The sequence below is a fragment of the Streptomyces sp. SCA2-17 genome (assembly GCF_044336695.1).
The window spans coordinates 1018969-1043617 of the sequence record NZ_CP117521.1 but is presented as its reverse complement, the minus strand read 5'-3'; the positions used below and the strand labels follow the sequence as shown (position 1 = coordinate 1043617).

The window sequence follows — 24649 nt, the reverse complement described above, 5'->3', positions numbered from 1 at the left end:
CGTGAGCAGCCATGGTCAACCGCCTCCTTCGACGCGGGGATCGGGGTGTTCCCCGATCCAGCGAACACCCGTCCGCCCTCACGGACAAGACCCGTTGCGGTCAAGCCGCGCCGTGGCCGTCCTCCTCCAGCTCGACGACAACGAGCGTGCCGCGGCTCCCGGGCCGCACCGCGTGCCGCACCCCCGCGGGCACGACGCAGAGCTCACCCGGCCCGACGTTCACCACCTCGCCGCCGACATCGAGCCCGAGCCGCCCATCGAGGACGAGCAGTGCCTCCGGGGCGTCGTGGCTCTCCTCGTCCACGGGCAGCTCATTCATGCGCAGCACCTTGAGACAGACCGGCCCGACGCGCCCCAGCACGCGGGAGCGCCACGCTTCGGGGAGGGCTGCGACGGTGTCGTTCAGATTGATCACTGTCATGGAGCAGACGCTAGGTGACCTGCGGGGACGGTTGGTCGACCGTCGGGTAAAGGATCTGGGGGCAGGCGGAACGTCTCCGGACGGGGGTGGTGAGGATGGTGACGTGCTCTCCGAACCGTGCGATCCCGGATCAGCCGGGCCCGGCCGGAGGGGGGACGGGGCGGGTTCAGATCCGTGGGTTGGGTGCGGGTCAGAACAGGCTGGCAGCAGGGGGAGGAGTGGGGGCTTGTGCACGTCGGGTGTCCGACGCCCGGTGGGTGGTTGGGCGCCGTACTCCTGCCGCCACGGATGGCACGTGCGTGAGGAGACCTTGCGTATAGGTCTGGGCTGAGGGGGAGCGGGCTGCTGCCGCGATGTGGCTGGGCCCGTCGTGGGCGTTCCACTCACCTTGTCGCCGTCGTGGCTGAGCGGCCGGGTGCGGGATGGTGGGGGTTGGTGTCCTCTCGGCGCGGAAAACCACCGGCGGGGCGGGGCTGCGCGGCGTAGAAGTGCGCTGGGAGTGCAGTCGGTGCGCCTCACCAGCCCCACCCGGCAGTCCGGCGCCTCACGAGCCTCGGTGACCTTCCCAGGACAGAAGTCACCCGACTCTGCGGCCGTACGCGGCGTACAAGTGGGCTGGGAGCGTCAGCCGCCCCACTTCACCAGACTCTTCCGGCCGTCCGCGCCTCTCTAACCCCAGCCTCACTCCGCTTGTCAGCCGCCTCGACCTGGCCCAGAAGCGACCCCACGGGTCCTCGGGAATGGATCACGGCATTCCGTGGTTGTCCTGTATGGATCGCCATCGAGCTGGCGATTGCCGCCACTTGGCTACACACAAGCAGTTTTGAAGGAGCGTCAGCACTGTGTCCGTTACACCATCCGCCGCTGAGCGTGTACGCGTCTCCGCGGAGCCCGACTGGTACGAGTCGGCCGGTATATCGCTCGGCATCCGCGTCGGGAATCTGGTCTTCACCTCAGGCCAGGCCCCGATCGACGCCCAGGGGGCCACGGTCGGCGCTGGGGACTTCGAGGCGCAGGCCCGCCAGGCGCTCGCGAACCTGTCGACGGTATTGACGAACGCGGGCTCCAGCCTCGCCGACGTGATCAAAGCGACCGTGTTCGTCACCGACATTGCACGGCAGGACAACTTCGCCAAGCTGCGCACGGAACATTTCCCCAACGAGCCCCACCTCGCGGAGTCGTTCGTAGAGGTCTCCTCACTCGCCGACCCCGAGTGGATGATCGAGATTGAAGCCATCGGCCTCGTCCGGTGAAGTGAGGGGCTAAGGACTGTGCGGCGGATCATCAACGAACCCACAGCCGGATCGCGGCGAGGGTGATCGCTCCGTGAAAGACGTACGCTCTCTTGTCGTACCGGGTCGCCACGGCGCGGAAGCCGTTGAGAGCATTGAGGGTCCGCTCGACTTCGTTCCTGCGGGCATACCGTGCCCGGTCGAAACCAGCGGGGCGACCGCCCCGGCTGCCGCGCCGCCGGCGGTTGGCTCGCTGGTCCCGGCGCTCGGGAATAGTGTGCTGGATCTGCCGTCGCCGCAGGTAACGGCGGTTTCGGCGCGAGCTGTACGCCTTGTCGCCGCACATGTGATCCGGGCGCGTCCGTGAGTGCCCGCCCGCCGGACGCGGGACACGGATTCGGTCCAGCACCGGGATCAACTGCGGCGCGTCACCCCACTGTCCGGGCGTGACCACGATGGCCAGCGGGCGACATCTGCCATCACTCGCTAGGTGGATCTTCGTCGTGAGACCGCCGCGTGAACGACCGATCCCCTCGTCGCCCCGGCGGCATGCTGATGGGCACGGCACACCGTGGAATCCACACTCACCACACTCCAGTCGATCCGGTCCTCCGCGTCGGCGTTGCTCTGGACGGCCCTCAGGACTTTCTCCCATGTGCCGTTCGCCGACCAACGCCGGTGCCGATCATGAATGGTCTTCCACTTGCCGAACCGCGCGGGTAAGTCCCGCCACGGGATGCCGGTCCGCTGACGGAAGAGGATGCCGTTGATGACGGTGCGGTGGTTCTTCCACCGTCCACCCCGACCGACGTTCCTCGGAAGGTGCGGCCGCAGCCGAGCCCACTCAGTATCTGATAGATCTCCCCGCCCCACACCAAGCGAACGATCTGCTCGCAAGCCCGTCACCCGACCCGTCGGACACTCCCTAGTGGAACGCCCGCGACGGGAGAAACCACATCGCGGCAGCAGCCCGCTCCCCCTCAGCCACGGACGGAGCGTCCGGTCTCCTCACGCAGCCGCATCCGTGACGGCGCGAGTACGGCGGCCAACCGCCCACCCACCGCAAGTCGCCTCCGACAAGCGCAACCCCCCCCAACCCTCCTCCGCTGCCGGCCTGTTCTCACCCGCACCCGAACCACGGATCCCAGCCACCGGACGGTACCTAACGCGGCAGGCCCGCCCCCTTCACGTGGGACACGAAAGCGGCCCACGCCCTGGCCGGGAGGACCAGGGTGGGGCCGTGGGGGTTCTTGCTGTCGCGGACGGGGACCATGTCGGCGACGCCGTCCGCCACCTGTATGCAGTCGCCCTGGTGCCCGCTGTGCGTGCTCTTGCGCCAGGTGACGCCTCCGGGGTCCCTCTCTCGCCGGTTTGGGTGCCTCACTCGAGATCCTTTATGACGTGTGCGATGAGGTCGCGCGATGACACCGCGTTGAGCGCTGCTGCGCAGATGTTCTCGAACAGCTGGCTGTAGGTCGCGAGGTCGGACTTTCGCTCCAGCTGAATGCTACTCGTGTGGGACTCGGTGTACACGACGTCGAGATCGCTCCGGACGGGGAACTGAAGGATCATGAACGATCCTGTCATCCCGGCGTGCGCGCCCGCCGCGAACGGCAGTACCTGCAAGGCGATGTGGGGTTCTTCGGATGCTTCCAGCAGGTGGCGGAGCTGTTGAGCCATGGTCTGTGCGCCGCCGATCGCCCGGCGCAGCGCTGCTTCGTCGAGCACTACCCGTAGGTCGAGCGGATCGCTGCGACGGAGAACGGCGTTCTGCCGCGAAAGCCGGACGCTCACCAAGGCGTCGATCGCGTTCGGAGCCAGGTCCGGCTGGAGCGCGCTGAGTACTGCGCGGGTGTATTCCGGAGTCTGGAGCAGACCGGGGATCAGCGTGTCGCGGAAGCTCCTCATGGACGTCGCGTCCGCTTCCAGCGCGATGTACGAGGCGTACCTCGATGTGATCACGTCGGAGTAGGGCGTCCACCACATCCGTTGCCTGCCCTCCGTGGCAAGTGCCGAGAGGGAGGCCCGGGCGTCGGCTGTGGCTACCTCGTAGGCGTCGAGCACGGAGGAGACCTCTTGGGTGCGGATACCGGAGCGTCCGCTCTCCACCCGGCTCACCTTGGACTGGTGCCAACCGATGCGCTCGCCCATTTCGCTGGTGGTGAGCCCCAACCCCTCGCGGAGCTGGCGTAGTTCGGCGCCGAGAATCCGGCGGCGCACAGTGGGCAGTGCGGGCACTTCGAACCTCCGGGGGTGGCGGTGTGGCCCTCAGTCTGCCGGAGGGGCCGACAAGTGCAGCCAACGTTCACGCGTTCCGATGCACTTTCGCGGTTTTCGTTGCTGGCTGAGAGCAGGGTGTGCATGCTTCTGGCCAGAAGAAGACCCCGGCGACCGCTGCAACGGCCCCGGGGCGTGGTCAACGCTGCACCAGGAGCGTCAACGTGCGTCATTTTATCGCCCGCTGCACGGGATGGTTCCGGACCTTCGGGTTCGGAACTCGTGTCCGTAAGGAAGCCCTCGCCGCTTCCGATGCAACCCCCGCCGCACCGCCCGAAGCCTCCCCGGTCCCGGCGCCCGAGCCCCCGTCCCCGTCCTGCAAGGTCTACGTCTGGGCGACCGCCCATGGCATTGATCTCAGTTCGCCCGGCCCGCTGTCCTCATGCAAGTGCGGAGAGCCCGAGCCGGAGGCACACCGCCGGGCGACCGACTCCCAGCTGCTCAGTGCCAAAGTGCGGCAGGCCAACTCGGCGAGTCGCTGGGGGAAGTGAGTCGCGGCTACGCCCGGCGCGCCCGCCCCCGTCCCGCCAGCGTCGTGAAGCCCCACGACAAGCCTGCCAACACCACCGGTATCAGCAACAGGATCCCCGAGAAGGCCAGTACCCCCGCCGTAAGGACGGAACTGGCGATCCCCGCGTACCAGAGCCACGTCCGGCGCGGGAGCAGGGCCAGCGCCGACAAGAGGCCCGCCAGGGTTACTGAGGCCAGGCAGGTTGACGTGGCGCGCATCAGGGCGTCCAGGTCGCCGCCGGCGAGCCAGGCTGCCGTGCCGACCGCCGCGCAGGCGCCCGCCAGTACGGCCAGGCTGCGCCGCGGGACCTCGCCCGGGGCCGCGCCGCGGGCGAGCCAGCGGGGGGCGGCGCCGTCGCGGCCGAGGGCGGCGCCCAGGCGGGAGGCGCCGGCGAGGTAGGTGTTGACGGCGCCGAAGGTGAGGAACAGGGCCGCCGCGGCGGCGATCGGGCGGGCGGCCGTGCCCGCGCTCTGCGCGAGCAGGTCCGTCAGCGGGGTGTCCGTGCCGGCGGCGGCCGGGCCGAGCGCGCCGATCGTCGTCACGGCGAGCCCGAGGTAGAGGACGGAGACGGCGGCCAGGGTGTACACCGTCACCCTCGGCAGGTCGCGGGCCGGGTTCGCGAACTCGCCCGAGAGGTGGCTGGCCGCCTCCCAGCCCGCGAAGGCGAAGAACAGCACGCCCGCGGCCGAGCCCACCGAGCCCCAGCCGTGCGGCATGAACGGGGTGAAGTGCGCGGAGGCCATGTGGGGCGCTGCCGCGAGCGCGGCCCCGGCCAGCACCGCCGCCAGCAGGGCCACCAGCAGCAACTGCACGCGCCCCGACAGGTGCAGGCCCACGCAGTTGGCCGCGAACGACGCCGCGATCACCACGGCCCCGATGGCCGCGGCCGCCACCGGGCCCAGCCCCAGGGCCCCGGCCACGTACTGGCCGCCGATGAGGGCCGCCGCCACGACGCCGATCGGCACGGCCCCGTAGAACCACCAGCCGACCGCCGCCGCGGCCCGCGGGCCCGCCGCCCGGTGCACGAAGGTCGCGACCCCGCCGCCGTCCGGGAACCGCGCGCCGAGCGCGGCGAACGACAGCGCTACGGGCACGCTCGTCACGAGCAGGACCAGCCAGGCCAGGATCGAGGCCGGCCCGGCCGCGTCGGCGGCCAGCGCGGGCAGGGCCAGGACGCCCGGGCCGAGGACGGCACCGGCGCACAGGGCCGTGCCGCTGCCGACGCCCAGGCCCCGAACGGACGGCCGGGAAGGGGCGGGAGCATGAGTGGTTCGTACGGTCACGGGTGGTGAAGTTAGCTCGACCAGTGGGAGAAAAGGCCTCCTGCCGAATCAAATTCGGTGCGTGCGGCATCATGTGCCCTTATGGACGACATAGATTCGGCGATCGTCAGGGAACTCCAGCGCGATGCACGGCAGACCAACCGCGACCTCGCCCGGACCCTCGGCATCGCCCCCTCCACCTGCCTGGAGCGGGTACGGGCGCTGCGTCAGCGCGGGGTGATCACCGGGTACCGGGCGACGGTCGACCTGCGGGCGCTGGGGCGGCCGGTGCAGGCGCTGCTGTCGGTGCGGATCCGGCCGATGAGCCGGGAGGTCATCGAGGGCTTCAAGGCGTACCTCATCGGGCTGCCCGAGGTGCTCAACGTGTACGTCGTCGCGGGCGGGGACGACTTCCTGGTGCACGTGGCCGTGCCCGAGGTCGACGACCTGCACAGCCTGCTGATGGACCGCTTCTCCGGGCGCCGCGAGGTCGTGGGCTTCCGCAGCTCCGTGATCTACCAGCACGTGACCAAAGACGTGGTGGGGCCGCTCGTGACAGGGTGACGGCATGAACGCGAGCAACCACCGCACCTCCGCCCTCGACCTCGTCCACGCCGTGGTGGACCCCGGCAGCTGGAGCAGCTGGGACGAGCCCGTCGAGGTCACGACGGACGACCCCGCCTACCGCGCCGACCTCCTCGCCGCGCGCGAGCGCACCGGCCTCGACGAGTCCGTCGTCACCGGCGAGGGGCGGGTGCACGGCCGCCGGGTGGCCGTGGTGGCGTGCGAGTTCCGCTTCCTGGCCGGGTCGATCGGCGTCGCGGCGGGGGAGCGGCTGGTGCGCGCGGTGGAGCGGGCCACGGCCGAGCGGCTGCCGCTGCTCGCGGCGCCCGCCTCGGGCGGCACCCGGATGCAGGAGGGCACGGTGGCCTTCCTCCAGATGGTCAAGGTCGCGGCCGCCATCACCGACCACAAGGCGGCCGGCCTGCCCTACCTCGTCCACCTCCGGCACCCCACGACGGGCGGCGTCCTCGCCTCGTGGGGCTCGCTCGGGCACCTCACCTCCGCCGAACCGGGCGCGCTCATCGGCTTCCTGGGGCCGCGCGTCCACGAGGCCCTGTACGGCGAGGAGTTCCCGCCGGGGGTGCAGGTCGCGGAGAACCTGCTGGCCAACGGGCTGGTGGACGCCGTGCTGACCGCCGAGCAGCTGCCGGGGGTCGTGGCGCGGGCGCTGGGGGTGCTGTGCGGCGAGCCGTCCGCTCCCGTCCCCGCCGCCCCTGCCGGGAGCTCCCCGGCCGCCCCCGCCCCCTCCGCGGAAGAATCGATTCGCCGCTCCCGTGACCCCGAACGCCCCGGCGTCCGCGCCCTGCTGGACGCCGCCGCCACCGACGTCACCCCCCTCAGCGGTACGGGCGCGGGGGAGCGCGACCCCGGGCTGCTGCTCGCCCTCGCGCACGTCGGCGGCACGCCCTGCGTGGTGCTCGGGCACGACCGCGGAAGCCGTACGGGGGCGACGGCCGGGGCGGGCGCGAGCGGTGTGCCCGCCGCCGGGCAGGCGCTCGGCCCCGCCGGGCTCCGCGCCGCCCGGCGCGGCATGCGGATCGCCGCCGAGCTGGGCCTGCCGCTGCTCACCGTGGTCGACACGGCGGGAGCGGCGCTGTCCCGCGACGCCGAAGAGGGCGGCCTGGCCGGCGAGATCGCGCGCTGCCTGGCCGACCTGGTGACCCTGCCCGCGCCGACGCTGTGCCTGCTGCTCGGTCAGGGCGCGGGCGGCGCGGCGCTCGCGCTGCTGCCCGCGGACCGGGTCGTCGCGGTCCGGCACGCGTGGCTGTCGCCGCTGCCGCCCGAGGGGGCCTCGGCGATCCTGTACCGCACGACGGACCGGGCCTACGAGGTCGCCGGGCGGCAGGGCGTACGGTCCGCGGACCTCTTGGCCAACGGCATCGTGGACGTGGTGGTCGAGGAGCCGGACGGGGGCACGGAGCAAGCCCCGTACACCGGCCCGGCGGACGCCGCGGACGGCGATTTTCTGCCGCACCTCGGTGCCCTTCTCGGTGCCGAAATGGCCGCCCTCCGCGCCCGCGAGCAGGGCGAACGCCTGGCCGACAGGCGTGCGCGCTACCGCCGGATCGGGCTGGGAACGTGATGCCCCGGCGCCCATAAATGGGCATTGAGGGCATGGGAGAGTGTGCGTTCCATGAAGAATTGACAAGGTAAGCCTTACCTAACCTAGGGTCTCCCTCGTGAACGAGACCGCTCCAGGGGCCGCCACGGCGGCCCCCGGCTCCGCCGTGCCCGCCGCCGGGCGTCCGGCCCCGGCCCGCCGGGCCGCCCTGCTGCTCGGCGGCGTCGCCCTGCTGGCCCTCTGCGCGGCGCTCAGCCTCGCGCTGGGCTCCCGCTCGGTGCCCCTGGAGACGGTGTGGCACGCCCTCGTTGACGACGACCGGAGCCGCGACGGCCTCGTCGTGACCGGCCTGCGGGTGCCGCGCACCGTGATCGGCCTCGTCGTCGGCGCCGCGCTCGCCCTCGCGGGCGCCCTCGCCCAGGGCATCACCCGCAACCCCCTCGCCTCGCCCGCCACGCTCGGCATCAACCACGGGGCCGGCTTCGCCGTCGTCGTCGCGAGCTACGCGCTGCACCTCTCGCACCCCGCGCAGTACTTGTGGTTCGCCTTCGCCGGCGCCGCCCTGGCCACGCTCGCGGTCCTCTCCCTCGCCCGCCGCGCCGGCGACCTGGACCCCGTACGCCTCGCGCTCGGCGGCACCGTGCTGGACGCCGTCCTCATCTCCTGGACCTCCGCGGTGATGCTCACCAGCCACCGCACCCTGGACGAGGCCCGCTTCTGGCTGGCCGGGTCGCTCGCCGGACGGCAGGCCGACATCCTGCTGCCGGTCCTCGTGCCGCTCCTCGTCGGCCTCGTCCTCGCCCTCGCCGTCGCGCCCGCGCTCAACGCCCTCGCCCTCGGCGACGAGACCGCGCAGGCGCTCGGCGTCCCCGTCGCCAGGGTCCGCGCGGCCGGAGGGCTCGCGGTCGTGCTGCTCGCGGCCTCCTCCGTCGCGGTCGCGGGACCCCTCTCCTTCGTGGGACTCGCGGCCCCGCACCTCGTACGCAAGCTCGTCGGCAACGACCACCGCTGGGTGCTGCCCGGCTGCCTCGTCGCCGGGCCGCTGCTGCTGCTCACCGCGGACGTCGCCGGCCGCCTGGTGCTGCGGCCCGTCGAACTCGAAGTGGGCATCGTCACCGCCCTGCTCGGTGCCCCGCTGCTGGCCTTTCTCGCCCGGAAGGTGGCGCGATGACCCCCCTTGCGACCACCCCCGCCCCGGCGGTCCCCCGTGCGCTCGCCCGGCAGCGCCGGCGCACCGCGCTGCTGAGCACCGCCGCTGTGGCCCTGCTGGTCGTGCTGACGGCCGTCGGCCTCGGCACCGGTGAGGTGTCCGTCCCGCCGGTGGACGCCCTGCGCGGCCTGGTGGGCCTCGGCGACCCCGGCACGGTGATGCTCGTTCAGGAACTGCGCGCGCCCCGCGTGCTGTCCGCCCTCGTGGCCGGCGCCGGGCTGGGCGTCGCCGGAGCGCTCCTCCAGCGCGTCGCCCGCAACCCCCTCGCCTCCCCGGACGTGGTCGGCGTGACCGGCGGCGCCTCCCTGGGCGCGGTGGCCGCCATCGCCACGGGTGCCTCGGCCGCCTACACCCCGCTCGCCGCCCTCCTGGGCGGGCTGCTCGCGGCCGTCCTGCTCGGACTGCTCGCCTGGCGGGGCGGGTTCACCGTCTCCCGGCTCGTCCTCGTCGGCATCGCCGTGCAGTCGGGGCTCGCCGCCGCCGTCAACCTCTTCATCGTGCGCTTCCCCCGCGAGCTCGCCTCCACCGCACTCCAGTGGACCACCGGCTCGGTCTACGGACGGACCTGGACCGAGTTCGGCGCCGGGGGAGCGGCGATCCTCGCCGGGATCGCCCTCGCGCTGGCCTGCAACCGGCGGCTCGCCGTCCTCGACCTGGGCGACGACGCCGCCGGCGCCCTCGGCCTGGCCCCCGGGGCCGCCCGGCTGCACCTGCTCCTCCTCGCGGTCGTCCTGGCCTCGGTCGCCGCCGCCCTCACCGGGCCCATCGGCTTCGTGGCCCTGGCCGTCCCGCACGTCGTGCGGTTCCTCGCCGGGCCGCCCACCCTGGGCACGCTCGCGCTGACGGGCCTGACCGGAGCCGCCCTGCTGCTGGGCGCCGACCTGATCGTGCTGCACCTGCTGCCCGTGCACGGGCTGCCCGTCGGCGTCGTCACCGCGACGCTCGGGGCGCCCTGGCTGCTCGTACTGATGCTGCGTCAGTTGAAGCCCAACGCTGGGAGTACCACCCGATGAGCGCCACGAAGCCCTCCACGCATGCGAGTGCTGCGAGCACCGCGGCCCCTGCCGGTGCCGCAGCGGGCACGGGCCGCCTCGCCGCCCACGCCCTCACCCTCGGCTACGGCGGCACGGTCGTCGTCGACGGCATCGACCTCGCCCTGCCGGGCGGCGCCGTCACCGCCGTGGTCGGCCCCAACGCCTGCGGCAAGTCCACCCTGCTGCGCGGCATGGCCCGGCTGCTCGCCCCCACGGCCGGCACCGTCACCCTCGACGGCAGCGACATCCACCGGATGCCCGCCCGCGCGCTGGCCCGCCGCATGGGCCTGCTCCCGCAGCAGGCCGTCGCCCCCGAGGGCATCACCGTCGAAGCCCTCGTACGCCTCGGCCGATACCCCCACCAGCGGATGCTCACCCCCTGGTCCCGGGCCGACCAGGCGGCCGTCGAGGAGGCCCTCGCCCGCACCGGCACCGCCGTGCTGCGCGACCGCGCCGTCGACGAGCTCTCCGGCGGCCAGCGCCAGCGCGCCTGGATCGCCCTCGCCCTCGCCCAGGACACCCCGCTGCTGCTCCTGGACGAGCCCACCACCTTCCTCGACCTGCGCCACCAGCTCGACGTGCTCGACCTGGTCGAGGAGCTCAACGCCGAGGCCGGGCGGACGGTCGTGATGGTCCTGCACGACCTCGGCCAGGCCGCCCGCTACGCCGACCACCTGGTCGTCATGTGCGAGGGCCGGCCGGCCGCGGCCGGGCCCCCGGCGGACGTCCTCACCGCCGAACTCGTCGAGGAGGTCTTCCGGGTCGCGTGCCGGGTCGTCCCTGATCCCGAGACCGGCACCCCCCTCGTCGTGCCCCGCGCCCGGTCCGCCAAGCGCGCGGCGCGAACCACCTCCTGACGCCCCCCCACTCACCCACCGCCCGAAAAGGAACCCCACCATGACCGTGCTCCGGCCGGCCCAGAACCGCATGCGCAGAGTGTTCGCCGCCTCTCTCACCGTGATCATCGGCGCCGCCGCCCTCGGCGCGTGCGGCGACGGCGAGACGAAGCAGGACGACGACCAGCCCGCAGCCGCCGGCACCGGCTTCCCGCGCTCGGTCACCCATGCCATGGGCACCACCGAGATCAAGAAGAAGCCGCGGCGCGTCGTCGTCCTCGACACCGGCGAACTCGACGACGTCACCATGCTCGGCATCGAGCCGGTCGGCGCGGTCTCCCCCCACATGAAGACCGAGGGGGGGTTCCCCTCCTACCTCTCCGGCAAGACCAAGGACACCAAGGACGTGGGCCCCATGGCGGAGCCCAATATCGAACGCATCATGGCGCTCAAGCCCGACCTGATCCTGTCCTCCAAGGTCCGCCACGCCAAGGTCTACGACAAGCTCAAGGGCATCGCCCCCACCGTCTTCACCGAGACCACCGGAGCCCCCTGGAAGGACAACCTGAAGGTCCACGCCGAGGCGCTCGGGCTGGAGAAGGAGGCGCAGGCGGCCATGGAGGCGTACGAGAAGCGCGCCAAGGCCCTGGGTGAGGAGATCAAGAAGAAGAACGACGGCACGATGCCCACCGCGTCCGTCGTCCGCTTCGTCGCCGGCCCCACCCGCCTCTACCAGAAGCAGTCCTTCAGCGGCATCGTCCTCTCCGACGTCGGCCTCCGCCGCCCCGCGTCGCAGGACGTCGACAAGGCGATGCTGGAGGTCTCCCCGGAGCAGATCGACAAGGCCGACGCCGACCTGATGTTCGTGACCGTCGCCGACGACCCGAAGAAGACCCAGCAGTCCGCCGTCCAGGACAACCCGCTCTGGAAGGAGCTCGGCGCCGTCAAGAACGACAAGGTCGTCCAGGTGCCGGACGAGACGTGGATGTCCGGCATCGGCATCCAGGCCGCGAACCACGTCGTGGACGACATCGCCAAGGCCGCCGGCGTCCCCGCGCCCCGGTAGGCCCGGGCCGCCCGGGTGCAAGCCCGGCCGTCCCCCTTCCTCCGCCGGGCCGCCTCTGCGGTGCGGCCCGGCGGAAGCCCTTCCCCGCGCTCCCCCCACCAGCACGCTCCTGCCCGCGAAAGGCCCACCCGTGCGCCGGCTGTATCTCCTCGCGCTCAACCCCACCGACTCCGTCACCGAGGGCTTCCTGCCCGCCGCCGCCCGCCTCGGCCTCGCGGTGACCCTCCTGACCGACCAGCCCGACGCCCACCGCCGCGCCTACGCGCGCCACGTCGCCCACGGCGGCGCCCCCCTGCCCGAACTCCGCCTCGCCGCCTGCGACGTCCGCGACTTCCGTGAAGTCATCGGCCGGATCTCGGCCCTCGGAGCGCCCGACGCGGTCTTCACCAACAGCGACCACCTCCAGACCCAGGCCGCCCTCGCCGCCGACTACTTCGGCCTCCCCGGCAAGGACTGGCGGGCCGCCCTGCGCGCCAAGAACAAGGCCGAGCTGCGCCGCAGCCTCGCCGAGGCGGGCCTCGACGCCGTCTGGTCCGCCGAACTCGGCCCCGACGAGGACCTCGACGCCCTCGCGGACGGCCGCCTCGAAGGCGCTCCCTTCCCGTGCGTGGTCAAACCCCGCGAGGGCGTGGCCAGCGAGGACGTCGTCCTCGTCGGTGACGCCGCCGCGCTGGCCGACCGCTGCCGCGAGATCCGCGCCCGCCGCCCCGGCACCGCCCTGGTCGTCGAGGAGTACCTGGACGGCGAGCTGCACACCCTCGAAACGCTCGGCGACGGCACCACGCTGCACGCCTTCGCCTCCTTCCACACCGAACTCTCCCCGCCCCCGTACTTCATCGAAGAACGGATGCGCCTCCTGCCCGCCCCGCTTCAGCCGCACACGGAGCAGCTCCTCGCCCAGCTCAAGGCCCTCGGCATCGGCTTCGGCATCTGCCACACCGAGTACGTCGCCCAGGGCGACCGCGCCCGGCTCATCGAGGTCAACTACCGTGCCATCGGCGACCAGTGCGACCTCACCCTCGCCCAGCTGCTGGACGTCCCCCTCTTCGAGCACGTCCTGCGCACCCACCTCGGCGAGCAGCTCCCGGCCCAACTCGGTGCGCGCACGGACGGCCGGGTACGTATGGAGTATGTGTGCGCCGGGCGCGGCGGCACGCTCAAGTCCGCGCCCGGGGCGAGCGACACCGAGCACGACGGCGTGCGACTGGTCTACCGGCCGCTGCGCGAGCTCGGCGAGGACCACCCGCTCTACCGCACGAACCGCGACTACGTAGGCGTGTTGCGGGCGACCGGTACCGACCAGGACCGGATCGACCGTGCCGTCGCGGACTTCCTGTCTGCCCAGCGATGGGAGATCGTTTCATGAGCACGGCCGCGACGGCCGCCCCCGCCACGCACGGCGCCGTGGAGGACGAGCTCCTCGGCAGGGTGCTCAGCACCCTGCTGCGCGAGGACGCGTACCAGCTGCGCAGCAAGGCCGTCACCGAGCACCGCCCCGACGGCGACTGGCTCCGGCTCCCCGTCCCGGGTGAAACGTTGCTGCTGCCGGTGGCCCCCGAGGGCTTCCAGTGCGAGATCCGGGCCCGCGAGCCCGTCCTGCACACCGCCGGCGGCCCCGTACGGGGTCTGCAACCCGTGCTGGCCCGGCTGCACGGCGCCGTCGCCCCCGAGGACCGGGCCGGGTACGAGGCCTTCCGCACCGAGTGCCACGAGGCCCTGGCCACCGTGCAGCTGCACGGCGCGGTACGGGAGGAGACCGTAGGACGGCTGGCCGCCGCGTACGGACGCAGCACCGCCGAGTGGACCGGCCTGCGCGGCAGCCTCGCCTACGACACCCTCGCCGCCTACCGCGACCACCCCGTCTACCCCACCGGACGGGCACGCTCCGGCCTTTCCGAAGCCGAACTACGCGCGTACACCCCCGAATTCCACCCCTCCTTCGCCCTGCGCTGGCTGGCCCTGCCGCGCGAGGCGGTCACCGGCGGCCGCGCCGGGCTGCCCCCCTGGTGGCCCACCCCCGCCGCCCTCGGCCTGCCCGCCCTCGACGCCACCCACCTCGCCCTGCCCGTCCACCCCCTCACCGCGGGCGCCCCGCTCGCCGGGGCGCTGCGCGCCCGCGGCCTCGAAGGCTCCGCGCACCTCGCCGAGAAGCCCTGGCTGGAGGTGATCCCCACCCTGTCGACCCGTACCGTCGCCGTCGCCGACGACCCCGGCACCCACCTCAAGCTCCCCCTCGCCACCGCCACCCTGGGGCAGCGCAACCGGCGCACCATCAAGCCCGGCACCCTCCTCGACGGCGAGGTCGGCCAGCGGCTGCTCGAAGAGATCGTGGCGCGCGAGCCGCGCTTCGCGGACGCCGTGCTCCTCGCCGACGAGACCACCCACCTCGGCGCGGACCACGAGCTCCTCGCGGCCCTCGTGCGCCGCTACCCGGCCGGGCTCCAGGACGCCCACGTGGTGACCGTCGCCGGGCTCCTCGCCCGCACCCCGGACGGCCGGCTCGTCGCCGAAGCCCTCGCCGACCGGTACTACGGCGGCTCGCTCGCCGCCCTCCTCGACGCCTACCTCACGCTGCTGCTGGACTGGCACACCACCCTCTTCTCGTACGGCATAGCCCTGGAGTCCCACCAGCAGAACACCTCCGTCGTGCTCGACGCGTACGACGGACGGCCCCGGCTGCGGCTGCTGCTGAAGGACAACGACGGCCCCCGCGTGCACTCCGTCCGCCTCGCGGCCCGCATCGGCGGCCAGGCCGCGGACCTGCTCGGCTTCGACGACCGGCGCATCCTCGTCGGCGGCGACGGACCCGTGGCCGACGTCTTCGCGACCATCACGGTCCACCTGTGCGCCGGCGCCCTCGCCTTCGAGCTGGCCCGCCTGGGCCGCGGACCGCTGCGGCAGTGGCTGGACCAGCTGCGCGACCGGCTGGCCGAGGCGGTCGGCAGACTCCCCGAAGGCCCGGCGGGCGTGCTGCGCGCCCGCGTCCTCGACGCCGACCGGCTGCCCGTCAAGGCCATGATCACCGCCGGCACCCTGCTGACCAAGGAGCGCTCCGGCGCCGCCGACATCAACAAGCACTACGTCGACGGCCCCAACTACCTGCGGGGGGAGGCGCGGTGACCGCCGTCCTGGAGCGCACGAAGGCCCAGGCGCCCGCGTCGCTGCGCACCCGCCAGATCCACGCGGTCGCCGCCTGCTACTTCGTCGCCTCGTTCGCCGCGCTCGGCCTGCCGCCCTACCTCACCGAGATCCTGCCCTCCCTCGGCGACCGCGAGGCCCGCTGGGCCGGGCTGCTCTACATCGTGCCGACCGTGTTCGGCGCGATCGGGGCACCCCTGTGGGGGCGGCTCGCCGACCGCTACGGGCGCAAACGGCTGCTGCTCCGCGCCCAGCTGGGCCTGGCCGTCTCCTTCCTGCTCGCGGGCTGGGCGGACAGCCTTCCCGGCTTCACGGCCGCCCTCGTCCTGCAAGGCGTCCTCGGCGGCACCTTCGCGGCCTCCAACGGCTACCTCGCCGCGGCACTCGACGGGCAACGGCTCTCCTGGGCCCTGACCTTGATGCAGGGCGCCGCCCGGCTCGCGCTCGTCGCCGCACCCGTCCTCGTGGGCTCGCTCTCCCCGTGGATCTCCCCGCACCGGCAGTACGCGCTGCTCGCCGTCCTGCCGCTGGCCGCCGCCCTGATGCTGGCCGCGCTGCCCGAACCGCCGCGTCCCCGGGCGCCGGACCCCGGCCCGGAGAGCACGGAGACCACCGAGGACGCCGCGGCGAGCTCGCCCCGGCGCGCGCTCCGCACCCTCTACACCCTCGAATTCGCCTTCGTCTTCGCCACCGTCGTCTCCTACCCGTACATGATCACCCTGGTCGAGGACCGGCTGCCCGGCCTCGGCGGAGCCGTCGGCGGCGTGCTCTTCGCCCTCCCGCACGTGTGCTACCCGCTGCTCGCCAAGCCCGTGCACACCGCCGTCGCCTCCCGCCCGACGCTCGGTGCCGTCACCGGCTTCGCCCTGGTGGCCGTGGCGCTCGCCGGGCACTGGGGCGCCGGGAGCCTCGCCTCCTTCGTGGTGCTGCGGCTGCTGCTCGGCGCGGGCATGACCCTGGGCCTGGTGAGCCTGTCCGCACTCGCCGCCGACGCCTGCCGCGGCCGCAGACCCGGCCGGATGTTCGGCTCCCTGGAGTTCATATCCAAGGCCGGGGCCGTCGTCGCCGGAGCGGTCGCCGCCCTCTCCAACGACGTCTGGGGCCCGGCCGCGCCCATCGTCGCAGGATCCGCCGTCGCAGCCCTGACGGCGCTCATCAGCACGCCCGTCCTCCTCCGCTGGAGCCGCTGAAATGTCCTCCTCAGCACCCATCGCCACCCCCGCCACGTGCCCGTCCGCCGTCCCGGGCGTGCCCACCGCCGACCACGTGGTCGCCCACACCCTGCTCAACTGCCTGCTGCGCGAGGTCTCCGGACCCGAGCACCAGACCGCCGTCAGCGACGGCCACCTCCTGCTGCGGCTGCCCCGCACCGGCGACCTGCTCCGCGTCCGGCTGCGGCGCGCCTCCCTGATCGGCGCCCACCGCTTCACCGGGCCGGTCACCGTGCAGCGGGACGGCGAGCAGGGCGGCGGCTGGGCCGAACTGACCTGGCAGGCCCTCGCCGAGCTCATCCACCGCGAACTGCGGCTGCGCACCGGCGTCCGCAACGAGGAGTTCCTCGACCAGGTGGCCTCCAGCCACGCCGGCGTCAGCGCGGCCCTCGCCGCCCGGCGCCCGGGCGCGGACGAGCCCGCCGGGACCGACCGCTACGTCGACTCCGAGCAGTCCCTGCTCTACGGCCACCGCTTCCACCCCACGCCCAAGGCCCGCACCGGCGCCGCCGAGGACTGGGACCGCTACGCCCCCGAGGCCCGCGCCCGCTTCGCCCTGCGCCACCTGGCCGTGCGCAGAGAACTCGTACGCGAAGAGGCCGCGACCCCCACCGCGCTCGCCGCCCTCGACCGGCAGGGATCCGTACCGGAGGGCTACGTCCTGCTGCCCGCGCACCCCTGGCAGTACGGCATGTTCCGGGACCACCCCCTGCTGCGCGCGGCCGCCGGGCGCGGCGACGTGATCGACCTGGGCGAGCGCGGCCCCGCGTTCGCGCCGACCGCCTCGGTGCGCACGCTCTACGACGGCAAGGACTTCCTGAAGTTCAGCCTCAACATCCGCATCACCAACTGCCTGCGCAAGAACTCCGAGTACGAGCTGACGGGCGCCGTCGCCCTGACCCGCCTGCTGGAGCCCGCCGCCACCGGCCTCGCCGCCCGCTTCCCCGGCGCCGACCTGCTGCGCGAGCCCGGCTACCGCACCCTCGACCTGGGCAGCCGTGAGCTCGCCGAGGCCTTCGGCGTCATCGTCCGCGAGGGCCTCGGCGCCCGCCTCGCGCCGGGCCTGACCGCCCTGCTCGCCGGAGCCGTCGCCGACGAGTACCCCACCGGCGCGGCCCAGGTCTCCCGGCTGCTGGCGGGCACCGGCCCCGAGACCGCCCTGGCCTGGTGGGACGCCTACCTCGGCCTGCTCGTTCCCCCGGTGCTGGCCGCCTACTTCGACCACGGCATCGTCCTCGAACCCCACCTCCAGAACGTCGTCGTCGGCGTCGACGGGGCGGGCATGCCCCGGCAGGTCCTCCTGCGCGACCTCGAAGGCACCAAGCTGCTCCCCGAGCACCACGCCGAGGCGCTGGCCGCCCTCGGCGACGACGTGGCCCGGCCCATGACCTACGACCGGGAGCGCGGCTGGGACCGGGTGGTCTACTGCCTGGTCGTCAACCACCTCGCCGAGATGCTCGCCGCCCTCGCCGACCGCCACCCCCGCCTGGAGCCCGAACTGTGGTCCGCCCTGCGCCGGGTGCTGGCCGCCCGGTCCGCGGCCCACGGCAACCCGCCGCTGCTGCGCGCCCTGGTCGCGGGCGTCCCGCTGCCCGCCAAGGCCAACCTGCTGACCCGCTGGGAGCGCAAGGCCGACCGGCACGCCGGATACGTCCGCATCGGCTCGCCGCTCGTGTCCGACCTGCTCTCCGAAGCCTCCCGCACCGCACCCTGGAGCACCGCCTCGTGATCACCCCCCGCGCCGCCGCCCTCGCCGGCCGCCTCCCGGCCGGCGACCTGCCGTCCTACCTCTACGACCTCGCCGCCCTCGGCGAGCACGCCCGCGCGGTACGGGCCGCCCTGCCCGAAGGCGTCGAGCTCTGCTACGCGGCCAAGGCCAATCCCGCCCCCGAGATCCTCCAGGCCCTCGCCCCGTACGTCAGCGGCTACGAGGTCTCCTCCGGCGGCGAACTCGCCCACGTCCGCAACGCCGTCCCCGGCCTGCCGCTCGCCTTCGGCGGCCCCGGCAAGACCGAGGCCGAGCTGCGGCTCGCCCTCGACCTGCGCACCGAGCGCATCCACGTCGAGAGCGAGAGCGAACTGCGCCTGCTCGCCGCCCTCGCCGCGGAACGCCCCGGACAAGAGCCCGTCGACATCCTGCTGCGCGTCAACCTGCCCGCCGGCGACGGCGAGCTCGGCGGCGCCGCCCTCGCGATGGGCGGCCGCCCCAGCCCCTTCGGCCTCGACCCGCGCCGCGCCGAGGCCTGCCTGCCCCTGCTGCGCGGCACCCGGCTGCGGCTGCGCGGCATCCACGCCCACCTCGCCAGCGGGCTCGACGCCCCCGCCCTGCTCGCCGTCGCGGCCCGCGTCACCGCTTGGGCACGCGCCCTCGACGAGCGGCACGGCCTCGGCCTCACCGAGGTCAACGTGGGCGGCGGCATGGCCGTCGACTACGCGCGCCCGCACGCCCGCTTCGACTGGGCCGCCTACGGAGCCGGCCTCGCCGCCCTCGCCGTCGGACACCCCGGCTACCGGCTGCGCATCGAGCCCGGCCGCGCCCTGACCGCCCACTCCGGCTGGTACGTCACCGAGGTCCTCGACATCAAGCACAGCCACGGCGAGGCGTTCGCCGTCGTGCGCGGCGGCACCCACCACCTGCGCACCCCCGCCGCCAAGGGCCACGACCAGCCCTTCACGGTACTGCCCGCCGACGTGTGGGAGCGCCCCTGGCCGCGCCCGGCCGCGCTGGACGAGCCGGTCACCCTCAGCGGGCAGCTGTGCACGCCCAAGGACGTCCTCGCGCGGGCGGTCCCGGTGGCCGAGCTGCGGGCGGGGGACCGGATCGCCTTCGCGATGGCCGGCGCGTACGCCTGGAACATCTCGCACCACGACTTCCTGATGCACCCGGCGCCCACGTTCCACTTCCTGTCCTGAGCAGGGGCATTGGCTGGAACCGACTGCTTTCCCGGCGTTTTACCACCACATGGATGGCCTATGCATCTACATGGGCGTACGGTGAACCGAGCGGTCCCCGCCGCCCCCGAGGCGGGGACCGCGCCCCACGGGGGACAGCCACACCCGGAAGCGACCCGGGACGGCCTACCGAAAGGGGAGACCGCGACCATGTGCGGGATCACCGGATGGATCTCCTACGCCGACGACTTCACCGCCCCCACCGCCGCGCGCGGCACGCTCGACGCGATGACGAAGACCATGGCCTGCCGCGGACCCGACGCCGGCGGCACCTGGTTCGGCCCCCACGCCGCCCTCGGCCACCGGCGCCTCGCCGTCATCGACCTCGAGGGCGGCGCCCAGCCCATGCGCGTCGAACGCGGCGGCCGCACCCTGCTCGTCACCACCTACAGCGGCGAGGTCTACAACTACCGCGAGCTGCGCGCCGAGCTCGAAAGCCACGGGCACACCTTCCGCACGCAGAGCGACACCGAGGTCGTCCTGCACGCCTACCTCCAGTGGGGCGAGGACTTCACCGAGCGCCTCAACGGCATGTACGCCTTCGCCCTGTGGGACCCGCGCACCGAGGAACTCCTGCTCGTCCGCGACCGCATGGGCATCAAGCCCCTGTACTACTACCCGCTGCCCGACGGCGTCCTCTTCGGCTCCGAGCCCAAGGCCATCCTCGCCCACCCGGCCGTCCGCCCCGCCGTCGACGCCGAAGGCCTCGCCGAACTCGTCGCCTTCACCAAGACCCCCGGCCACGCCGCCTACAAGGGCATGTACGAACTGCCCCCCGGCCACACCGCCCGCATACGCCGCGGAGGCCTGACCCTCCGCCGCTACTGGGCCCTCGAAGCCCGCGAGCACACCGACGACCTCGACACCACCGTCCGCCACGTCCGCGACCTGCTCGACGACATCGTCGGCCGCCAGCTCATCGCCGACGTCCCCCTGTGCACCCTGCTCTCCGGCGGCCTCGACTCCTCCGCCATCACCGCCCTCGCGGCCCGGGGCCTCGCCGCCGCCGGCGCGGGACCGGTCCGCTCCTTCTCCGTCGACTTCACCGGCCACACCGAGAACTTCCGCCCCGACCCCCTGCGGCCCACCCCCGACGGCCCCTACGCCCACGCCCTCGCCGCCCACGTCTCCTCCCACCACTCCGACATCGTCCTCGACGCCGCCGACCTCATGGCCAAGGCCAACCGCGACGCCGTCCTCACCGCCCGCGACATGCCCATCAGCGGCTTCGGCGACGGCGACGTCTCCCTCTACCTGCTCTTCAAGGCCATCCGCGAACAGTCCACCGTCGCCCTCTCCGGCGAGTCCGCCGACGAGGTCTTCGGCGGCTACCGCTGGTTCCACGACCCCGCGCACGTGCACGCCGACACCTTCCCCTGGGCCGCCGCCGGAGCCGCCGACCGCTTCGCCGGCGAGCACAGCGGGGGGCGCTCCGCCCTCCTCGACCGCGGCCTCCTCGCCAAGCTCGACCTCGCCGGCTACCAGGACGCCCGCTACCACGAAGCCCTCGCCGAAGTGCCCCGCCTGCCCGGCGAGACCGGCCTCGAACGGCGCATGCGCGAGATCAGCCACCTGCACCTCACCCGCTTCGTCCAGCTCCTCCTCGACCGCAAGGACCGGGCCAGCATGGCCGTCGGCCTGGAGGTCCGCGTCCCCTTCTGCGACCACCGCCTCGTCGAGTACGTCTTCAACACCCCCTGGGCCATGAAGACCTTCGACGGCCGCGAGAAGTCCCTGCTGCGCGCCGCCACCCGCGACGTCCTCCCCGCGAAGGTCGCCGACCGCGTCAAGAGCCCCTACCCCAGCATCCAGGACCCGCGCTACGCGGCCGCGCTGCGCGCCGAGCTCGCCCGCGTCCTCGCCGACAAGGACGCGCCCGTACGGCCCCTGCTCGACACCGAGGCCGCCGCGGGCTGCCTCGCCGGCGACGCCGGCGAAGGCTTCCGCTCCGCCACCGAACTCGTCCTCAACCTGGACACGTGGCTGCGTATGCACGACACCGTGCTGGAGCTGTAGAAGCGGTAGAGTCCGGGCGTGGCCCTGAAGATCACCGTCGACCCGGACGCGGCGGAACCCCCGTACGAGCAGATCCGCGCCCGGATCGCCGAGCGAGCGCGCTCCGGCGACCTCCCCGTCGGCTACAAGCTGCCCACCGTCCGCGGCTTCGCCGAAGAGCTCGGCCTCGCCGCGAACACCGTCGCCAAGGCCTACCGCGCCCTGGAAGCCGACGGCGTCATCGAAACCCGGGGCCGCCACGGCTCCTTCATCGCCGCCCCGGGCGACACGGCGGCCCGGGAAGCGGCCTCCGCCGCAGCGGAGTTCGCTGCGCGGGCGCACCGCCTGGGCCTGGACCGCGAGGCCGCCCGCGCGGCAGCGGAAAACGCCCTGCGGGCGGTGTACGGCTAGCACCGGGCTGCGGCCGGTCCGGCACCGCCGGTCTCCCACGCCGTGGTTGCGCACCGCGGCGGCGGGCCTTCTCCTCCGCAGCAACGGCGCTCAGGCACTACGTGGCGGTCCAGCGGTGCCGGACCAGGCCCGGCCGCCGGGCGACGTCCTGCTCACGCACCGCCGTGGCGAGCACGTTCCTTCCGCCGCAGCGGTGCTCAGCCACCACGTGCCGGTCCGGCGGTGCCGGACCAACCCCGGCCGCAGCGCTGTCAGGCCGGGCGCGTCACAAGTACAACCCCGCGTCCGCCTCGCCGTCCCGGGACGCCGGCACCGACGCCGGTCCGCTGCCACGCCGCAAGGCGAACAGCTCCGCGAGCGTCGCGCCCTCGCGGCCGACGCCCTCCTCCGAGCCCAGCCAGCTCACCGCCTCCCCGCGGGACAGCGGCCCGACCTCGATCCGGGCCAGGCAGCGGCCCGGCCGCACGACGGCCGGGTGCAGCCGCTCCAGGTCCTCGTTGGTGGTGACACCGACCAGGACGTTGCGGCCCTGCCCGAGCAGCCCGTCCGTGAGGTTCAGCAGCCGGGACAGGGCCTGCCCCGCCGTGTGCTTGGCCTCGCCGCGGATGAGCTCGTCGCAGTCCTCCAGCAGCAGCAGCCGCCAGCGGCCCTTGGAGCTGCCGTCGTCCTCGCCGATGGCGATGTCCATCAGATAGCCGACGTCGTTGAACAGCCGCTCGGGGTCCAGCACGCAGTCCACCTGGCACCAGTCCCGCCACGACCGCGCGAGCGTGCGCAGGGCGGACGTCTTCCCCGTGCCGGGCGGGCCGTGCAGGAGCAGTAGCCGCCCCGCGATGTCATCCGGGGTGATCTTCATCAGGCGGTCCATCGCGTCAGCGACCCGCGCCGTGTAGTTGGGCCGGACCTCCTCCCACGTGCCGGCGGAGATCTGCCGCGTCGTCCGGTGCGGGCCGCGCCGCGGCGAGACGTACCAGAAGCCCATGGTCACGTGCTCCGGCTGCGGCTCCGGCTCGTCCTCCGCGCCCTCGACGGCCTGGCCGAGCACCTTCTTGGCCAGCTCGTCGGTGGTGGCCGTCACGGACACGTCCGCCCCCCGGTTCCAGCGGGAGACCAGCAGCGTCCAGCCGTCGCCCTCGACGAGGCTCGCGCTGCGGTCGTCGTCCCGCGCGGAGCGCACCACGCGGCCCGACGGCGGGATCAGGGTGGCCCCGGACTTGACGCGGTCCACGGAGTGGCTGTGCGCGTACGGCTGCTCGCCGGTGGCGAACCGGCCCAGGAAGAGGGCGTCGATGACGTCGGACGGCGAGTCGCTGTCGTCCACGTTCAGCCGGATGGGCAGCGATTTCTCGGTCGGAGTGAAGTCCGGGTCGGTGGGCAGGGCCTGCCTCCTGGCGCTGGGTCGGCGGTCGGCACACATGCCGCCCATGATCCGGCACCGGGGCCCCTTGCGCACACAGGTTTTCGCCGATTCCCGGACGGAACCCGGGGCTTTCCCTCCACGGGGCCGTGAACGGAACCACGACACCTGCCCACGTTCGTCCGGAACGCGCCCACGGGGATTCGGCCGCGGATACGCTTGCCCGTGATGGGACGACGTGGCGCAGTTCGGACGTTTCGGCGGGCAGGCCGGTGGAAGTTCGCCGTGGCGGCCGGAGCCGGCGCGCTCGCGCTGGCGCTGCTGCTCGTCCTGTGGGCGACCAGCCGGCAGAGCGGCGACGACCTCTCCGACGGGTCCGGCGGCGGCCAGTCGGCGGCCGTGGAGCTGGGCTGGGGCTTCACCCACACCCAGTACAGCGCCGACCGCGGCGACGACGCCGCCCGCCGCACCACGGCCGGGCTCCTCTCCGCCACCCCCATGCCGCAGAACCAGCACATCATGGGCTGGGGCGTCGACAACCCCGAGCCCAAGCCCGGCACGTACAACTTCGGCGACCTCGACCGGCGCGTCGCCTTCATGCGCAAGACGAACGCGACCCCCGTGCTCACCCTGTGCTGCGCGCCCGACTGGATGAAGGGCGGCGGCGAGCGCACCGACTGGTCGCAGAAGTCGCTGGAGAAGGCGCCCGACCGCGCCCACTACCAGGACTTCGCCAAACTCGCGGGCGTCATCGCCAAGCGCTATCCGGACATCCGCCACTTCATCGTCTGGAACGAGTTCAAGGGCTTCTACGACGAGCGCAAGGGCCGCTGGAACTACGAGGGCTACACGGAGCTGTACAACCTCGTCTACGCGGAGCTGAAGAAACAGAACCGCGCCAACGCCGTCGGCGGCCCGTACATCAGCATGGACAGCAATCCGCCCGGATCCTCCTCCAACGCCTCGTCCCTGCGCGGGCCCTGGGGATCGGTCGACCAGCGGGCCGTCGACGCCCTCACGTACTGGAACAGCCACAAGAAGGGCGCCGACTTCCTCGTGGTCGACGGCGCCAGCTACACCCGCGAGGGCAGCAAGCTCTTCCCCGACGAGTTCGCCGCGACGGCCAAGTTCGCCGACGTGACCACCTGGCTGCGCAAGTCCACCGGCCTGCCCGTCTGGTGGTCCGAGTGGTACGTGGAGCCCGCCGACGCCAACGACGACCGCAAGATGTGGACCGAGCAGCACCGCCTCGCCGTGCACGCCACGGCCATGATGCAGCTCGCCAGAGCGGGCGCCTCCGCGGCCTTCTACTGGAACCCCGAGGAGACCGGCGCCGACTGCCCCGGCTGCCTGTGGCGCAGCACCGAACCGAAGGGCGGTGGGGGCGGCCTGCCCATGCTGGACCTGCTGACCCGCTTCGGCAAGGACTTCCCGCCCGGCGTGGAGCTGCGCACCCCGGAGGTCACGGGGGACAACCGCGAGGCCGTCAGCGCGCTCGCCGCGGGCAGCACCGTCCTCGTCGTCAACATGCAGGACCGCCGGCTGACCGCCGAGGTCGACGGCAAGCCGGTGGACCTGGCGCCCAACGAGATCCGCTGGACCGGCTGAAGC

General features: G+C 73.4%; 20 protein-coding genes and 1 pseudogene. 15 read left to right on the top strand and 6 right to left on the bottom strand.

The features are described 5' to 3' along the window. Positions 1–100 precede the first annotated feature (100 nt). Positions 101–421, bottom strand: a complete 321-nt coding sequence (locus PS271_RS04630) for a cupin domain-containing protein (RefSeq protein ID WP_398380316.1) — start codon at positions 419–421, stop codon at positions 101–103. Between the two features lie 842 nt (positions 422–1263). Between PS271_RS04630 and PS271_RS04625 the strand changes: the two genes are divergently transcribed. Beyond that, positions 1264–1674, top strand: coding sequence for a RidA family protein (locus tag PS271_RS04625; protein ID WP_398380315.1), 411 nt, complete (start codon positions 1264–1266; stop codon positions 1672–1674). Positions 1675–1705: 31 nt separating this feature from the next. On the opposite strand, the pseudogene PS271_RS04620 reads toward PS271_RS04625, so the two are convergent. The 4 genes and pseudogenes from PS271_RS04620 to PS271_RS04605 form a co-directional block, all read right to left on the bottom strand. After that, positions 1706–2526, bottom strand: a pseudogene (locus PS271_RS04620) (IS5 family transposase). A gap of 289 nt (positions 2527–2815) precedes the next feature. After that, positions 2816–3037 (bottom strand): DUF397 domain-containing protein, encoded by a 222-nt coding sequence (locus PS271_RS04615; protein ID WP_398380313.1) that lies wholly within the window; start codon positions 3035–3037, stop codon positions 2816–2818. Continuing rightward, positions 3034–3891, bottom strand: coding sequence for a helix-turn-helix domain-containing protein (locus PS271_RS04610; RefSeq protein WP_398380311.1), 858 nt, complete (start codon positions 3889–3891; stop codon positions 3034–3036). Before PS271_RS04610 ends, PS271_RS04615 begins: the two co-directional genes overlap by 4 nt. 537 nt (positions 3892–4428) lie before the next feature. Further along, entirely contained in the window at positions 4429–5724 is a 1296-nt protein-coding gene (locus PS271_RS04605) for an APC family permease (RefSeq protein WP_398380310.1), read from the bottom strand. A gap of 81 nt (positions 5725–5805) precedes the next feature. Between PS271_RS04605 and PS271_RS04600 the strand changes: the two genes are divergently transcribed. From PS271_RS04600 to PS271_RS04540, 13 genes are all read left to right on the top strand, one after another. Continuing rightward, positions 5806–6267 carry an Lrp/AsnC family transcriptional regulator gene (locus PS271_RS04600; RefSeq protein ID WP_398380309.1) on the top strand — a complete coding sequence of 154 codons (462 nt, stop codon included), beginning with the start codon at positions 5806–5808 and terminating at the stop codon, positions 6265–6267. Between the two features lie 4 nt (positions 6268–6271). Further along, a complete protein-coding gene (locus PS271_RS04595; RefSeq protein WP_398380307.1) occupies positions 6272–7849 on the top strand; it encodes a carboxyl transferase domain-containing protein in 1578 nt (525 codons plus the stop codon). 145 nt (positions 7850–7994) lie between these two features. Then, positions 7995–8999 (top strand): FecCD family ABC transporter permease, encoded by a 1005-nt coding sequence (locus PS271_RS04590; protein ID WP_398386671.1) that lies wholly within the window; start codon positions 7995–7997, stop codon positions 8997–8999. Next, entirely contained in the window at positions 8996–10051 is a 1056-nt protein-coding gene (locus tag PS271_RS04585; protein ID WP_398380305.1) for a FecCD family ABC transporter permease, read from the top strand. The genes PS271_RS04590 and PS271_RS04585 overlap by 4 nt, the downstream gene beginning before the upstream one ends. Next, positions 10048–10929 (top strand): ABC transporter ATP-binding protein, encoded by an 882-nt coding sequence (locus PS271_RS04580; RefSeq protein WP_398380303.1) that lies wholly within the window; start codon positions 10048–10050, stop codon positions 10927–10929. Before PS271_RS04585 ends, PS271_RS04580 begins: the two co-directional genes overlap by 4 nt. Before the next feature lie 40 nt (positions 10930–10969). After that, positions 10970–11974 (top strand): ABC transporter substrate-binding protein, encoded by a 1005-nt coding sequence (locus PS271_RS04575; protein WP_398380301.1) that lies wholly within the window; start codon positions 10970–10972, stop codon positions 11972–11974. Between the two features lie 130 nt (positions 11975–12104). Then, complete coding sequence (locus PS271_RS04570) at positions 12105–13340, top strand: ATP-grasp domain-containing protein (RefSeq protein ID WP_398380300.1); 1236 nt, start codon at positions 12105–12107, stop codon at positions 13338–13340. After that, positions 13337–15094: an IucA/IucC family protein gene (locus PS271_RS04565; RefSeq protein ID WP_398380298.1), complete on the top strand. Its 1758-nt coding sequence runs from the start codon at positions 13337–13339 to the stop codon at positions 15092–15094. The genes PS271_RS04570 and PS271_RS04565 overlap by 4 nt, the downstream gene beginning before the upstream one ends. Further along, complete coding sequence (locus PS271_RS04560) at positions 15091–16302, top strand: MFS transporter (protein WP_398380296.1); 1212 nt, start codon at positions 15091–15093, stop codon at positions 16300–16302. Before PS271_RS04565 ends, PS271_RS04560 begins: the two co-directional genes overlap by 4 nt. Before the next feature lies 1 nt (position 16303). After that, on the top strand, positions 16304–18052 hold the full coding sequence (locus PS271_RS04555; RefSeq protein ID WP_398380294.1) for an IucA/IucC family protein: 1749 nt from the start codon (positions 16304–16306) through the stop codon (positions 18050–18052). Beyond that, the gene (locus PS271_RS04550; RefSeq protein WP_398380292.1) at positions 18049–19236 is read left to right on the top strand and encodes a type III PLP-dependent enzyme; all 1188 of its coding nucleotides are present in this window, start codon (positions 18049–18051) and stop codon (positions 19234–19236) included. Before PS271_RS04555 ends, PS271_RS04550 begins: the two co-directional genes overlap by 4 nt. A 189-nt stretch (positions 19237–19425) precedes the next feature. Further along, complete coding sequence (gene asnB, locus PS271_RS04545) at positions 19426–21291, top strand: asparagine synthase (glutamine-hydrolyzing) (protein ID WP_398380290.1); 1866 nt, start codon at positions 19426–19428, stop codon at positions 21289–21291. 18 nt (positions 21292–21309) lie between these two features. Beyond that, positions 21310–21681: a GntR family transcriptional regulator gene (locus PS271_RS04540; RefSeq protein ID WP_398380288.1), complete on the top strand. Its 372-nt coding sequence runs from the start codon at positions 21310–21312 to the stop codon at positions 21679–21681. Between the two features lie 265 nt (positions 21682–21946). On the opposite strand, the gene PS271_RS04535 is transcribed toward PS271_RS04540, so the two are convergent. Next, a complete protein-coding gene (locus PS271_RS04535) occupies positions 21947–23107 on the bottom strand; it encodes a DUF5925 domain-containing protein (RefSeq protein WP_398380286.1) in 1161 nt (386 codons plus the stop codon). A 159-nt stretch (positions 23108–23266) separates the two neighbouring features. On the opposite strand from PS271_RS04535, the gene PS271_RS04530 reads away from it, so the two are divergent. Further along, positions 23267–24646, top strand: coding sequence for a xylan 1,4-beta-xylosidase (locus tag PS271_RS04530; protein WP_398380284.1), 1380 nt, complete (start codon positions 23267–23269; stop codon positions 24644–24646). The last annotated feature ends 3 nt before the right edge of the window (positions 24647–24649 follow it).

What these genes read in the sequence shown, in the direction of transcription:
- PS271_RS04630 (WP_398380316.1), bottom strand. Translation starts at nt 421, where the DNA reads ATGACAGTGATCAATCTGAACGACACCGTCGCAGCCCTCCCCGAAGCG.
- PS271_RS04600 (WP_398380309.1), top strand. Translation starts at nt 5,806, where the DNA reads ATGGACGACATAGATTCGGCGATCGTCAGGGAACTCCAGCGCGATGCA.
- PS271_RS04595 (WP_398380307.1), top strand. Translation starts at nt 6,272, where the DNA reads ATGAACGCGAGCAACCACCGCACCTCCGCCCTCGACCTCGTCCACGCC.
- PS271_RS04585 (WP_398380305.1), top strand. Translation starts at nt 8,996, where the DNA reads ATGACCCCCCTTGCGACCACCCCCGCCCCGGCGGTCCCCCGTGCGCTC.
- PS271_RS04580 (WP_398380303.1), top strand. Translation starts at nt 10,048, where the DNA reads ATGAGCGCCACGAAGCCCTCCACGCATGCGAGTGCTGCGAGCACCGCG.
- PS271_RS04575 (WP_398380301.1), top strand. Translation starts at nt 10,970, where the DNA reads ATGACCGTGCTCCGGCCGGCCCAGAACCGCATGCGCAGAGTGTTCGCC.
- PS271_RS04565 (WP_398380298.1), top strand. Translation starts at nt 13,337, where the DNA reads ATGAGCACGGCCGCGACGGCCGCCCCCGCCACGCACGGCGCCGTGGAG.
- PS271_RS04555 (WP_398380294.1), top strand. Translation starts at nt 16,304, where the DNA reads ATGTCCTCCTCAGCACCCATCGCCACCCCCGCCACGTGCCCGTCCGCC.
- asnB (WP_398380290.1), top strand. Translation starts at nt 19,426, where the DNA reads ATGTGCGGGATCACCGGATGGATCTCCTACGCCGACGACTTCACCGCC.
- PS271_RS04535 (WP_398380286.1), bottom strand. Translation starts at nt 23,107, where the DNA reads ATGGGCGGCATGTGTGCCGACCGCCGACCCAGCGCCAGGAGGCAGGCC.
- PS271_RS04530 (WP_398380284.1), top strand. Translation starts at nt 23,267, where the DNA reads ATGGGACGACGTGGCGCAGTTCGGACGTTTCGGCGGGCAGGCCGGTGG.